The 12,802-nt window shown below is 68.6% G+C and carries 14 protein-coding genes; 4 read left to right on the forward strand and 10 right to left on the reverse strand.

Features of this window, described 5'->3' with window-relative positions; genetic code table 11:
* Positions 1–10: 10 nt before the first annotated feature.
* Together lepB and rplS are read right to left on the reverse strand one after the other, a co-directional pair.
* Positions 11–862, reverse strand: a complete 852-nt coding sequence (lepB, locus tag ACWDTP_RS02745) for a signal peptidase I (RefSeq protein WP_450016325.1) — start codon at positions 860–862, stop codon at positions 11–13.
* 67 nt (positions 863–929) lie between these two features.
* Positions 930–1,271, reverse strand: a complete 342-nt coding sequence (gene rplS / locus ACWDTP_RS02750) for a 50S ribosomal protein L19 (RefSeq protein WP_029372100.1) — start codon at positions 1,269–1,271, stop codon at positions 930–932.
* 324 nt (positions 1,272–1,595) lie between these two features.
* On the opposite strand from rplS, the gene ACWDTP_RS02755 reads away from it, so the two are divergent.
* On the forward strand, positions 1,596–2,537 hold the full coding sequence (locus ACWDTP_RS02755; RefSeq protein ID WP_450016328.1) for a serine hydrolase: 942 nt from the start codon (positions 1,596–1,598) through the stop codon (positions 2,535–2,537).
* A gap of 79 nt (positions 2,538–2,616) precedes the next feature.
* On the opposite strand, the gene trmD is transcribed toward ACWDTP_RS02755, so the two are convergent.
* From trmD to ACWDTP_RS02785, 6 genes are all read right to left on the reverse strand, one after another.
* Entirely contained in the window at positions 2,617–3,297 is a 681-nt protein-coding gene (gene trmD / locus ACWDTP_RS02760; protein ID WP_450016330.1) for a tRNA (guanosine(37)-N1)-methyltransferase TrmD, read from the reverse strand.
* 12 nt (positions 3,298–3,309) lie between these two features.
* On the reverse strand, positions 3,310–3,831 hold the full coding sequence (gene rimM / locus ACWDTP_RS02765) for a ribosome maturation factor RimM (protein ID WP_450016332.1): 522 nt from the start codon (positions 3,829–3,831) through the stop codon (positions 3,310–3,312).
* Positions 3,832–3,865: 34 nt separating this feature from the next.
* The gene (locus ACWDTP_RS02770; protein ID WP_003881089.1) at positions 3,866–4,108 is read right to left on the reverse strand and encodes an RNA-binding protein; all 243 of its coding nucleotides are present in this window, start codon (positions 4,106–4,108) and stop codon (positions 3,866–3,868) included.
* A gap of 8 nt (positions 4,109–4,116) precedes the next feature.
* A complete protein-coding gene (gene rpsP, locus ACWDTP_RS02775) occupies positions 4,117–4,572 on the reverse strand; it encodes a 30S ribosomal protein S16 (protein ID WP_450016335.1) in 456 nt (151 codons plus the stop codon).
* Positions 4,573–4,748: 176 nt separating this feature from the next.
* Complete coding sequence (locus ACWDTP_RS02780) at positions 4,749–5,180, reverse strand: nuclear transport factor 2 family protein (RefSeq protein ID WP_450016337.1); 432 nt, start codon at positions 5,178–5,180, stop codon at positions 4,749–4,751.
* Positions 5,181–5,205: 25 nt separating this feature from the next.
* Positions 5,206–6,423, reverse strand: a complete 1,218-nt coding sequence (locus ACWDTP_RS02785) for an osmoprotectant NAGGN system M42 family peptidase (protein ID WP_450016476.1) — start codon at positions 6,421–6,423, stop codon at positions 5,206–5,208.
* Positions 6,424–6,516: 93 nt separating this feature from the next.
* Here ACWDTP_RS02785 and ACWDTP_RS02790 point away from each other — a divergent pair, with 93 nt between their 5' ends.
* From ACWDTP_RS02790 to ACWDTP_RS02800, 3 genes are all read left to right on the forward strand, one after another.
* Positions 6,517–7,404, forward strand: coding sequence for a D-alanyl-D-alanine carboxypeptidase family protein (locus ACWDTP_RS02790; RefSeq protein ID WP_450016339.1), 888 nt, complete (start codon positions 6,517–6,519; stop codon positions 7,402–7,404).
* A gap of 86 nt (positions 7,405–7,490) precedes the next feature.
* The gene (locus tag ACWDTP_RS02795) at positions 7,491–8,306 is read left to right on the forward strand and encodes a D-alanyl-D-alanine carboxypeptidase (protein ID WP_450016341.1); all 816 of its coding nucleotides are present in this window, start codon (positions 7,491–7,493) and stop codon (positions 8,304–8,306) included.
* A gap of 141 nt (positions 8,307–8,447) precedes the next feature.
* Complete coding sequence (locus ACWDTP_RS02800) at positions 8,448–10,034, forward strand: diflavin oxidoreductase (protein WP_450016478.1); 1,587 nt, start codon at positions 8,448–8,450, stop codon at positions 10,032–10,034.
* A gap of 91 nt (positions 10,035–10,125) precedes the next feature.
* Here the strand turns inward: ACWDTP_RS02800 and ACWDTP_RS02805 are convergent, their stop codons facing one another.
* Entirely contained in the window at positions 10,126–11,211 is a 1,086-nt protein-coding gene (locus ACWDTP_RS02805; protein ID WP_450016343.1) for an amidohydrolase family protein, read from the reverse strand.
* A 3-nt stretch (positions 11,212–11,214) separates the two neighbouring features.
* A complete protein-coding gene (gene ffh / locus ACWDTP_RS02810) occupies positions 11,215–12,780 on the reverse strand; it encodes a signal recognition particle protein (protein ID WP_450016345.1) in 1,566 nt (521 codons plus the stop codon).
* Positions 12,781–12,802: the final 22 nt, after the last annotated feature.

Consider the following 12,802-nt stretch of genomic DNA (forward strand, 5'->3'; position numbering starts at 1 on the left):
CAGGTTGCTCCTAGGAGTCGGTCTGTGGATTCACGCTGCTGATACCGCCCCATCGGCCGGGCGGCCACGCGATGAATCGTGCCTTACCGATCACATTCTCCACCGGAACGGTGCCCGCCACCGGGTCACCCGTGCACAGCAGGCCCTTCTGCGCGTCGGCCGGCTGATTGGAGCAGTGCACCCGCGAATCCGCCGAGTGCGTGCGGTTGTCGCCCATCACCCAGATCCGCCCCTGCGGCACCGCGACCGGACCGAACTCATTGCCGAGGCACGGGTAGATGTTGGGGTCCGCCATCATCGTCGCCGGGTCCAGATACGGCTCGGTGAGTCGCTTGCCGTTCACCGTCAGGCCGGTATTGGCGCGGCATTCGACGGTCTGCCCACCGACCGCGATGATCCTTTTGACCAGGTCGTTCTCATCGGGCGGCACGAAGCCGATGAACGAAAGCGCGTTCTGCACCCAGCGGACCGCGGGATTGTCGGATCGGATCGACTTGTAGCCGATGTTCCAGGCGGGCGGACCCTTGAACACCACGACGTCGCCGGGTTCGGGCGCCGAGAAACGGTAGGTGAGTTTGTCCACCATGATGCGGTCGCCCACGCAGCCGGCGCAGCCGTGCAGCGTCGGCTCCATGGACTCCGACGGAATCAGATAGGGCCGCGCCACGAACGTCAGCATCACGTAGTAGATGACGATCGCGATGGTCACCAGGATGGCGCCCTCACGCAGTGCGGAATGCTTGCGCTTCTTGGGGGCTTCCGGTTCGCCTCCGGAGGCCGGATCGGCTTCCGGACGGGGCGGCGCATCGGTGTTGAGCGTGTCCTCCGACGGAGCGTCGGCAGAGTCGGCGGATCCGGTCACGGGATCCACAGTAGCGAGCGATGCGACAGCGACCCTGTCGACGGCTGCGCCACGTGCTGGCTGACGCTCAGCGCTTTTCCTTGATCTTGGCCTTCTTGCCACGCAGTTCGCGCAGGTAGTACAGCTTGGCCCGGCGCACGTCACCGCGGGTGACGACGTCGATGTGATCGATGTTGGGCGAGTGCACCGGGAAAGTCCGCTCGACGCCGACGCCGTAGCTCTCCTTGCGCACGGTGAAGGTCTCGCGGATGCCGCCACCCTGGCGGCGGATCACGACGCCCTTGAAGACCTGGATGCGCTCCTTGGAGCCCTCGATCACCTTCACGTGCACATTGACGGTGTCGCCGGGGCTGAAGGTCGGGATGTCGTCGCGCAGCGACGCCTGATCGACGAAGTCCAGCGTGTTCATCGGTGACACTTCCTTGTTTGTTCGCGGCTCCGGCCGGTGCGCACGGTGGCGCGGCCGAAGCTGATTTTCGGGTGTATCGGGGTGTATCCCGCAGCGGGCGGGACGTACCCGACCCAGGCCTGCGCAGACAACTGGTCAATTGTGCCAGACGGGCCCCCAAGTCGTGAAATCCGGAGTTTCCCGGATCGGCCCGCACCGCCCACACAGGACTCCCAAGTCTAACGAGGCATGACGCCCTGGAACCGGTTAGGCTGCTCTAACCCGATGCGCCGCGCCCATTCCGACGCGCCCATCCGGGATCCACTTGACGGTTCGAGGAGGGCTATGCGACGGCCGTCGATGCTGATGACGGCGACCGCAGCGGGTGTGATCACGATGATGGTCGCCACCGGTTGCGAAGCGCGGGTGTACGGCACACCGCCGTTCGCACCCGATGCGCCGCAGCTGACGGTGGTCGCGCCCCAGGGCAACATGGCCCCGCTGCCCGAAGCCTCTCCCGGCGAGCGGGCGGCGACCTTCGACGGGTTGCAGGATCGGACCGCGACGGCCACCGACCAGGCCGCCGACGCCGGTGCCGACATCACGGTGCTGGTGCTCGACCGCAATACCGGCGAGCAGATCTCCAACGGGAACGGCACCACGATCGCGATCGCCTCGGTGGTCAAACTGTTCATCGCCGACGACCTGCTGCTGCAGGAGGCCAAGCGCCAGACCGTCATCACCCCCGACGACCGCAAGCTGCTCGACGTGATGCTGCGCTCCTCCGACGACAGCGCGGCCGAGGTGTTCTGGAACCGCAGCGGCGGCGACGAGATCGTGACGCGGGTCGCGGCACGCTACGGGCTGTCCTCGACCCAGCCGCCCGACGACGGCCGCTGGTGGAACACCATCAGCACGTCGGCCGATCTGGTGCGTTACTACGACATGTTGATGAACGGCAGCGGCGGGCTTCCGCCCGAGCAGGCCAACATGATCCTGTCCAACCTGGCGCAGTCCACCCCGAACGCGATCGACGGCACCCAGCCGGGCGGCATCTACCCGCAGCGGTTCGGCATCCCCGAGGGCCTGTACGCCGAACCCGTCGCGGTCAAACAGGGCTGGATGTGTTGTATCGGCACGGATTGGATGCACCTGTCGACCGGGGTGATCGGGCCCGACCGCCGGTTCATCATGGTGATCGGTGCGCTGCAGCCCGCCGATTCCGAGACCGCGCGCCGCACCATCACCGACGCGGTCAAGACGATGTTCCCCGGCGGCCGAATCTAGCCCTCACCTTTTCCCGCGAGCAGACATAAAACTGCCTGCATTCGCCGGAAAACGGTCAGGTTTATGTCTGCTCGGCGGGTTAGTCGCCCAGCAGATCGGGGCGACGTTGCCTGGTTCGCGCCACCGACTGCTCGTGACGCCAGGCCGCGACCTTGGCGTGGTCGCCGGACAACAGCACCGACGGCACGTCCAGGCCACGCCAATTCGGCGGCCGGGTGTAGCTGGGCCCTTCGAGCAAACCGTCGGAATGCGAATCCTGTTGATGGGACTCGGGGTTGCCGAGCACCTCGGGCATCAGCCGCACCACCGCCTCGATCATCACCAGGGCCGCCGACTCACCGCCGGTCAGCACGTAGTCGCCGATCGAGACCTCCTCGACCCGCATCCGCCGCGCCGCATCGTCGACGACGCGCTGATCGATGCCCTCGTAACGGCCGCAGGCGAACACCAGATGACGCTCCGCGCTCCACCGCCGCGCGGTGGCCTGGTCGAACAGCCGGCCCGCGGGCGTCGGCACGACAAGAAGTGTTTCCTCCGAGCAGATCTCGTCGAGCGCCGCGCCCCACACCGGAGCCTTCATCACCATCCCCGGACCACCCCCGTACGGCGAATCGTCGACCGAGCGGTGCACATCGTGGGTCCACGAACGCAGATCGTGGATGCCGAGAGTCACGATGCCGGCGTCAATCGCCTTGCCCGGCAACGACTGCCGGATCGGGTCCAGATAGGCCGGGAAGATCGTGACGACGTCAATACGCACGGTGCGGCACTCTCAGCCCAGGTCCAGCAGACCCTCGGGCGGGTCGATGACGACGGTCTGGTCCTCGCGTGAGACCGATGTGACGATGGCGCCGACGAACGGTACGAGCACTTCCCGCCCGTCATCGTCGGCCTTGACCGCGAGCAGTTCCCCTGCGGCGGTGTGCAACACCTCGGTGACCGCACCGACCGTCGCACCCCCGATGGTCACCACCCGCAACCCCTCGAGTTCATGATCGTAGAACTCATCGGGGTCGTCGATCGCGGGCAGTTCGGCGCTGTCGACCACGAAGACGGTGCCGCGCAACCCGTCGGCCGCGTCGCGGTCGCCGACCCCGGTCAGCCGGATCAGCAGCCGGCCACCGTGCTCGCGCACCGATTCGACCGTGAACGACCGTTGCGCGCCACCTCTGGCCCGGCCGCGCAGGATGATTCCCGGCGCGAACCGGTCATCCGGATCGTCGGTGCGAACCTCGACGACGATCTCGCCGGAAACACCGTGGGCCTTGACCACCCGGCCGACGACGAGATCCATGTTCACACCATCCCCGGGCCGAACGCCCGCCGATCTACTGGTCGGTGTCCACCACGTCGACGCGGATACCACGCCCGCCGATGCCGGCGACCAGGGTGCGCAGCGCGGTGGCGGTCCGGCCACCGCGGCCGATGACCTTACCGAGGTCATCGGGATGGACGTGCACCTCGACGGTGCGGCCCCGACGGCTGGTGACCATGTCGACCCGCACATCGTCGGGGTTGTCCACGATTCCGCGAACCAGGTGCTCGACGGCGTCGACCACGACTGAACTCACTGCGATGCTCAGCTCTCGCTTGCGGTGTCGGCGGCAGCCTCGGCGGCCTCCGCGGGCGCATCGGCCTTCTTGGCCGGCGCCTTCTTCTTCTTGAGCGTGGTGGCATCCGAGCCGCCGCCGCTGTCCGCCTCGGCGAGCGCGGCGTTGAACAGGTCCAGCTTGGACGGCTTGGGCTCCTTGACCTTCAGCGTGCCCTCGGCGCCCGGCAGGCCCTTGAACTTCTGCCAGTCCCCGGTGATCTTCAGCAGCGCCAGAACCGGCTCGGTCGGCTGCGCACCGACGCCCAGCCAGTACTGCGCGCGCTCCGAGTCGACCTCGATCAGGCTCGGCTCTTCCTTCGGGTGGTAGCGGCCGATGACCTCGATGGAGCGGCCGTCGCGGCGGGTGCGCGCATCGGCGACGGTGATGCGGTACTGGGGGTTGCGGATCTTGCCAAGCCGGGTGAGCTTGATCTTGACAGCCATGACTAAACGTTCTCCTGTGGTTGCCACGCTGCAATTCGGCGATCGGGGCGGGATGCCCGGATCCGGTTTTGCTTTACGTGTGTGACCGCCGCGCAGCGCATCGAACGAGTCGCGGGCGGACAGCCGTTCATTGTGCCAGAGCGCGCGCGGCCCGCCCAAATCCCGGCGACGGCGAATCACACCACCTTGTCGAAGCCCTTGGTCTCGACCCGCCTGGTCATCCGCCAGCCGTCGGCGGTGCGCACGAACTCGTCCTCGTACCACAGCCCGCAGAACAGCACCTGCGGCTGCTCGCCCTCCTTCGAGCCCGGCAGCACCATCGGGTTGAAACAGATGGTGCGCGAGGATGCGGTGTCCCCGGTGATCCGCACATCGACGTTGCCGAGCATGTGGGCATACGCCGGAAAATTCGGCAGCACCTCGGCCAGCCACGTCTTGACCTGCGGATAGTGACCGTCGATGCCGCCCATCGCCCGGTAGTCGATATAGGCATCGGCGGTGAACACCGCGTCGAGGTCATCGAACCGCCGTCGGTCGATCGCGGTGGAGTAGTCGATCAGCAGCTGCTGAATCTCCAGTCGGTCCGAAATCTCAGCCAGGCTCAACATGGGTCGATTCAACACCACCGGGCGGTCACGCCTGCGGCCCTTCCGACGGCGGCCAGTGCTCCCCCGGCGACGCTTCGCCGGGCTCGGTGTGGTCACCGCGCGACAACGGCACCCACTGCTCGCTGGGTGCCGGCTGCTTCGAGGACGGGAAATCGCGCAGCTCGCCGGTCGGGGTGGCATCCCAGGACTCGAACGTCAGCGGGGTCTGCAGCCAGGTGTGCAGCAGCAGATAGGTGGCCTCCAGCGAATCCAGGTGGGTCCGCTCCCAGCCGTGGCTGCCGTCCAGGCCGAAACCCACCAGGGCCGCGCGGGTCCCGGCACCGGCCTCGATCGCCGCGGCGGCGTCGGACCGGTAGTAGCGGAACACGTCGCGCGCGTAGGGAATGCCCTGCCCCTCGGCCAGCCGGCACAGCTTGCGGGTCAGGTGGTAGTCGAACGGGCCGTGCAGATCGGCCATCGGGATCGTCACCCCGTGCTCGATGGAATGCTGTCCGGGGGCGCACACGGCGTTGTCCACCGAGACCAGTTCGGCCGCGTCGGGCGGCAGCCCGTGGCTCGCGCCGTGCCCCACCTCCTCGGTGATGGTGACCATCAGCATGGTGCGGTGCGGCAGCACCACCTTCTGCTCGAACAGGGCCTTGGCCAGGGTCAGGGCGATCGCCACACCGGCCTTGCCGTCGAGGTGGCGCGACACCACGAAACCGTCCTGGGTCAGCTCGGGACTGGCGATCAGGGCGACGAAGTCACCGACGTTGAGCCCGAGGCGTTCCAGATCGGCGCGCGTCGACACATTGCGGTCGAGCCGGACCTCGACGTGGTCCCAGTCGGTCGGCTGGGTGTCGATCTCGTCGCCGAAGGCGTGGCCACTGGCCTTGAGCGGCATGATCGTTCCGGTGAAGAACTCGTCGGGATCGTCGGAGAAGATGCGCACCCGTGCGCCCGCGGCGAACCGCGCCGAGAACGTGCCGATCGGAACCAGTTCGAGCCTGCCGTTGTCCTTGAGCCCACGGACCATGCAGCCGATGGTGTCGGCGTGCACCACCAGTGCCCGATCGACCGCCTCCGATTCACCTGGCAGTTCGGCGATCAACGCGCCCCGGCGGGTCAGCGTGAACGGAACGCCGAAATCCTTGAGGATGTCGCCGATCAGCTGCATCACCGCATCGGTCCGGCCCGACGGGCTCGGGGTCTGCAGCAACGCCAGCAGGGTGTCGACCATCCAGGTGCGATAGTCCGCGGGCATTGTGGCGGGGTCGGCCACGTTGTCTCCTTTCGACTACGTCGGAACGGCATCGGCGCCGACGCATAAGGGTAGGTGGGGCTAGGCTCAGTCCGCATGGTGAGGTTCGTCGGCGTCATCGCGCTCTGGATCGCAACGGTTCTTCCCATCCCACTCGCACTCGGCGCCGCGCCGGCCCGCGCCGACATCGAGGTTCAGCAGATCGGCTCGGCGCCCATCCCCGACGGTCCGGCCGAAGGCTGGGTGGTGGCGGACATGGACTCCGGCCAGGTGCTGGCGGCCCGCAACGGGGACACCCGCTACGCGCCCGCGAGCACGATCAAGACCCTACTGGCTCAGGTGGTCCTCGACGAGCTGCCACTGGACGCCACGATCGTCGCCGACGAAGCCGACACCAAGGTCGAGTGCAACTGTGCCGGGGTCGCGCCCGGCCAGACCTACACCGCCCGCCAGCTTCTCGAGGCGGCGCTGCTGGCGTCGGGCAACGACGCCGCGAACACCCTGGCGCGGATGCTCGGCGGGCCCGAGGCCGCGGTGGCCAAGATGAACGCCAAGGCCGCGCAGCTGGGCGCGGGCAACACCAACGTGGTGACCCCGTCCGGACTGGACGCACCAGGGATGCCGTTCTGGTCGACACCGCACGATATGGCGCTGATCTTCCGGGCGGCGATGGCCAACCCGGTGTTCGCCCAGATCACCACGATGCCGTCGACGGTGTTCCCGTCCAAGACCGGCGACCGGGTACTGGCCAACCAGGACGAACTGCTGTTCCGGTACCCCGGCGCGATCGGCGGCAAAACCGGGTTCACCGACATCGCGCGCAAGACGTTCGTCGGGGCGGCGCAGCGGGACGGCCGCCGGCTGGTGGTGAGCATGATGCACGGGCTGATCCACGAGGGCGGCCCGACGTACTGGGATCAGGCAGGCGCCCTGCTCGACTGGGGCTTCGCCCAGGATCGGGCCGCGAGCATCGGCGCCCTCTGACCAGCGCCGACGCCGCGCCCCGTCGAAACCGTACGGAGACCTGACCGCGCGCTGACCGAGTCCTGGGAGCCGTAGGCTCGGCGGCCGTGCGCAGACTGTTCGCGGCGGTGGTGGCCACTGTCGGCGTGGCGCTGACGGCGCCGACCGCCGCGGCGCAGCCCAGTGTCCAACCGGCGGGGGCCCAGGCGCTCGTCGACGGCCCGGCCCAGGCCTGGCTCGTCGCCGACCTCGACACCGGACGCGTGCTGGCCTCCAAGGACCCCACCGGTTCCTACGCGCCGGCCAGCACGATCAAACCGCTGCTGGCCATGGTCGTCCTCGACCATCTGCGGCCGGACAATTTCGCGCGGGCCAACCAGTCCCACACCCAGGTCGAATGCTCGTGCGTCGGCTTGACGCCCGGCCGGCCCTACACCACCCGGCAGCTGCTGGAGGGGCTGCTGATGGTGTCGGGTAACGATGCCGCCAACATGCTGGCCGATATGCTCGGCGGCCCCCGCGCGACGGTCGCCGCGATGAACCGCAAGGCCGCGAGCGTGGGAGCCCGCAGCACCCGCGCCGGATCACCGTCCGGGCTCGACGGACCGGGCTGGGAGTCGGTGACCACACCGCACGACCTGGCCGTGATCTACCGCGCGGCGCTCACCTATCCGCTGATCGCGCAGATCATGCGGCAGCCCACGGCACAGTTTCCCGGCAAGACCCTGACCAACCAGAACGAGCTGCTGACCCGCTATCCGGGCGATATCGCCGGCAAGACCGGCTTCACCAATCTCGCGCGCAAGACCTACGTCGGCGTCGCCCAGCGCGGCAACCGGCGCCTGGTCGTGGTCCAGATGTACGGCAGCGGAGACCTCTACGGCCAGGCGATCCGGCTGTTCGACTACGGCTTCGGTCAGTAGCGGGGCCCGGGAAGGGAGCGCCCCACAACCCGACCCGCGGAAGTAAGGTCACCCTAAATTCGCGTCCCCCCGGGGAGGGGTCGCGCACATGAGGGGAGCCATGTGACCGACCCGCAGCACCGCATCCGGGACTTCTCGCTGATGGTGGCCTTCGGCACCGATATGGGCAACGCCGAGGATGCCGCCATGTCATTCGCCGAGGCCGCCGCCGCGGCCCTCGGCATCGAATCCGAGGCGCGCGAACTCAACCAGATCGACATCGCCGAGCTCCAGTCGACGACCCATTTCATCGTCGTCACCTCGACCTTCGGCGACGGCGAATTCCCCGACAACGCGAACCTGTTCTGGGAGGCGATCAGCGCCGCCACCGACCGGCTCGAGCATATGAGCTTCGGCGTGCTCGCACTCGGCGACAGTTCCTACGAACTGTTCTGCAATGCCGGCAAACTCCTCGACGAGCGGCTGGAGGAACTGGGCGCCACCAGAATGGCCGAACGCGTCGACATCGACGGCTTCTACGAGCAACCGGCCAAGGACTGGACCACCGACGTCGTCAAACTGTTGGCCGCCGAGCACACCGGTCCGGTCGCGGCCGTGGCCGAGACACTCGCCCCCGACCGCGGCGACCAGCCGGGGCGGGAGAAACACCTCCCCGTCGAGGTCGCACTGAGCGTCAACCGACTGCTCAACGCACCGCAATCCGATAAGGAGGTGCGCCACTACGAGCTGGACCTGGGTGGATCGGGAATCGCCTACCGCGCAGGCGATTCGATCGCGGTGCATGCCACCAACGACCCGACCCTGGTCGCGGCGATCCTGGCCCATTTCGGCGTCCCTGCCGAGCACGCGGTCACCGGCCACGACGAGCCGCTCGGGGTCCTGCTCGCCGAGCAGCTGGAGATCCGCACCCCCTCGCGGGCCCTGCAGTCCCTGGTGGCATCGCGTACCCGCAATCCGCGGGTGGCCGCGGCCCTGCGCGCCGACGCCCCGACCGGACCGGGCTCGTGGTCATACGGCAAGGACGTCCTCGACCTGGTCGGCCTGGCGAAGCTGTCGGTCGACGAGTTCGTCGACACCTTGCGCCCCTTGCAGTTCCGCGACTATTCGATCGCCTCCAGCCCGCACGTCCATCCCGGCCACGTGCACCTGACGGTGGCCACCGTGCGCTACACCGACGGTGAGCGCGGGCACGGCGGCGTGGCCTCCACTTACCTGGCCGAGCGGGCCCGGACGCTGCGGATCCACCTGCGCCCGAATCCGCACTTCCGGCTGCCCGCCGCCGACGTGCCGATCATCATGATCGGGCCCGGCACCGGGATCGCCCCGTTCCGCGCGTTCCTGCAGGAGCGCGCGGCCACCGCGGCGCCGGGCCGGTCCTGGCTGTTCTTCGGCGACCGCAGACGCGCCACCGACTACCTCTACGGCGACGAGCTGGAGACCTTCGTCCGATCCGGCACCCTGACCCGGCTGGACCTGGCCTTCTCCCGCGATCAGGGCACCAAAGTCTATGTCCAGCAACGCATGCAGGAGAACGCCGAGGAACTGTTCGCCTGGCTGAGCGAGGGCGCCTACCTGTACGTGTGCGGCGACGCCGACCGGATGGCCAGAGATGTCGACACCGCGCTGCACGATATCGTCGCGCGCTGCGGCGCGATGGACGCCGACGCCGCGCACGCCTACGTCAACGAGCTCGTCAAGACCCACCGCTACGTCCGCGACGTGTACTGAACTTTTTCCGCGCGAACAGACACAAACCTGCCTACTTCGGACGAAAAATAGGCAGGTTTGTGTCTGTTCGCCGGGAAAGGTGGGGGGCAGATCAGAACACCCGGCCGCGCAGGATCACCAGCGCCGGATCGTCCACCCCGGCCACCCGGGGATCCTCGGCGAAGCACAGCAGGTCGGCCGGTGCACCGTGTTCCAGCCCGGGCCGGCCCAGCCAGGCGCGGGCATCCCAGCAGGCCGCGCCGAGCGCTTCGGTAGGGCTCAGGCCGACCGTCCCCAGCGCCGCGATCTCATCGCCGATCCGGCCGTGGGCGATCCCGCCGCCGGCATCGGTGCCCGCGAAGATCGGCACCCCGGCCTCATGCGCCGCACCGACCCTGGCGTGGCACGACGCGTACAGGTCGCGCATGTGGCGGGCGTAGGTCGGGTATTTGGCGGCCTGGTCGGCGATGCCGGGAAAGTTCTCGATGTTGATCAAGGTGGGCACCAGCGCCGTGCCGTGCCCCAACATCAGCTCGATGATGTCGTCGGTGATGCCGGTGCCGTGCTCGATGCAGTCGATACCGGCGCCGATCAGCCCGCTCAGCGCCTCCTCCCCGAACACGTGCGCCGTCACCCGCGCCCCCTCGGCGTGGGCGGCGGCGATCGCGGCCTTGAGCACCTCGTCGGACCACAACGGGGCCAGGTCACCCACGCCCCGGTCGATCCAGTCCCCGACCAGTTTCACCCAGCCGTCCCCGCGGCGGGCCTGCTCGGCGACGTAGTCCGGGAGCTGCGATTCGTCCTCGATGTCGATCGGCACGCCCGGGATGTAGCGCTTGGGCCGGGCCAGATGTCGCCCGGCCCGGATGATGCGGGGCAGATCCTCGCGCTCGTCGAAACTTCGGGTGTCCACCGGCGAGCCGGCGTCGCGCAGCAGCAACGCGCCGGCGTCACGCTCGGTCTCGGCCTGGGTGACGGCCTCGTCGGGTGTGACGGCGCCGCCCGGCCCCAGCCCGACATGGCAGTGCGCGTCGACCAGGCCGGGCAGGATCCACCCGCCGGACCGGTCGGCCCCGAAGATGGTCTCGGCGCCGGGCACCGGTTCCGCCGACAGCATCCCGTCCGCCACCCACCATTCGACGGGTTCGCCATCGGGCAGCGCGCGTCCCCTGAGGTGCAGCGGGCCGTGAAGTCCCATCCGTCAGTTCTTGGGGAACTTCAGCTTGGACAGGTCGAGGTCGGCCAGCCCCGGCGGAAGCTCGTCGAGGCCCTTGGGCATATTGGACAGGTCGGGGAACCCGGGGGGCATGCCCAGCGGATTGGCCGCCTTGGGCGGGGTCGGACCCCGGCCCGATTTGCGGCCCTTCTTCCCGGCCTGTTTGTTCTTGCCCTTGGCCTGCTTGCGGGTCGCGCTCTTACGTCCGAGCCCCATGCCCATCTGCCCGGCCATCGACGACATCATCTTGCGGGCCTCGAAGAACCGGTCCACCAGTTGGTTCACCTCGGAGACACTGACCCCGGAACCGTTGGCGATGCGCAGCCGGCGAGACGCGTTGATGATCTTCGGTTCGGCGCGCTCGGCGGGCGTCATCCCGCGGATGATGGCCTGCACCCGGTCCAGCTGGCTGTCGTCGACCGCGGCCAGGGCGTCCTTCATCTGGCCGGCCCCTGGCAGCATGCCCAGCAGGTTGCCGATCGGACCCATCTTGCGGATGGCCAGCATCTGCTCCAGGAAATCCTCGAGGGTCAGCTCGCCGGAACCGATCTTGGCGGCGGCCTGCTCGGCCTTCTGCTGGTCGAAGACCTGCTCGGCCTGCTCGATCAGGGTCAGCACGTCGCCCATGCCCAGGATGCGGCTGGCCATCCGGTCCGGGTGGAAGACGTCGAAGTCCTCGAGCTTCTCCCCCGCCGAGGCGAACAGGATCGGCACCCCGGTGACCTCGCGCACCGACAGGGCCGCGCCACCGCGGGCGTCGCCGTCGAGCTTGGTCAGCACCACACCGGTGAAGCCGATGCCCGCACCGAACGCCTCTGCGGTGGCGACCGCGTCCTGGCCGATCATGGCGTCCAGCACGAACAGCGTCTCGTCGGGGTGCACGGCGTCGCGGATCCCCGCCGCCTGCGCCATCAGCACGTCGTCGATCCCGAGGCGGCCCGCGGTGTCGACGATGACCACGTCGTAGTGCTTGGACTTGGCCTCGGCCAGACCTGCCGCGGCGACGCCCACCGGATCGCCGGGCCCCCCGCCCTCGGTCTCGGCGGCGCCGGGCGCGGTGCCCGGATGCGGGGCGAAGACCGCGACGCCGGCCCGCTCGCCGACGATCTGCAGCTGGTTGACGGCGCCGGGACGCTGCAGGTCGCACGCCACCAGAAGGGGGGTATGCCCTTGCGTCTTAAGCCATTTCGCCAGCTTGCCGGCCAGCGTGGTCTTACCGGCGCCCTGCAGACCGGCCAGCATGATCACGGTCGGCGGGGTCTTGGCGAACGCCACCTGGCGGGTTTCGCCACCGAGGATGCCGATCAGCTCCTCGTTGACGATCTTGACCACTTGCTGGGCAGGGTTCAGCGCCGCGGACACCTCGGCACCCTTGGCGCGGTCCTTGATGCGGGCGACGAATGCGCGCACCACCGGCAGCGAGACGTCGGCCTCCAGCAGGGCCAACCGGATCTCGCGGGCGGTGGCGTCGATGTCGGCGTCGGTCAACCGACCCTTGCCACGCAGGCCCTGCAGGGCTCCGGTCAACCGGTCAGACAGGCTTTCAAACACGTGGTAAGCCTAACGGCCGGGG

Source organism: Mycobacterium sp. NPDC003449, assembly GCF_053588415.1.

What these genes read in the sequence shown, in the direction of transcription:
- rplS (WP_029372100.1), bottom strand. Translation starts at nt 1,271, where the DNA reads ATGAACACGCTGGACTTCGTCGATCAGGCGTCGCTGCGCGACGACATC.
- ACWDTP_RS02755 (WP_450016328.1), top strand. Translation starts at nt 1,596, where the DNA reads ATGCGACGGCCGTCGATGCTGATGACGGCGACCGCAGCGGGTGTGATC.
- rimM (WP_450016332.1), bottom strand. Translation starts at nt 3,831, where the DNA reads ATGGATCTCGTCGTCGGCCGGGTGGTCAAGGCCCACGGTGTTTCCGGC.
- rpsP (WP_450016335.1), bottom strand. Translation starts at nt 4,572, where the DNA reads ATGGCTGTCAAGATCAAGCTCACCCGGCTTGGCAAGATCCGCAACCCC.
- ACWDTP_RS02780 (WP_450016337.1), bottom strand. Translation starts at nt 5,180, where the DNA reads ATGTTGAGCCTGGCTGAGATTTCGGACCGACTGGAGATTCAGCAGCTG.
- ACWDTP_RS02785 (WP_450016476.1), bottom strand. Translation starts at nt 6,423, where the DNA reads ATGCCCGCGGACTATCGCACCTGGATGGTCGACACCCTGCTGGCGTTG.
- ACWDTP_RS02790 (WP_450016339.1), top strand. Translation starts at nt 6,517, where the DNA reads ATGGTGAGGTTCGTCGGCGTCATCGCGCTCTGGATCGCAACGGTTCTT.
- ACWDTP_RS02800 (WP_450016478.1), top strand. Translation starts at nt 8,448, where the DNA reads ATGGTGGCCTTCGGCACCGATATGGGCAACGCCGAGGATGCCGCCATG.
- ACWDTP_RS02805 (WP_450016343.1), bottom strand. Translation starts at nt 11,211, where the DNA reads ATGGGACTTCACGGCCCGCTGCACCTCAGGGGACGCGCGCTGCCCGAT.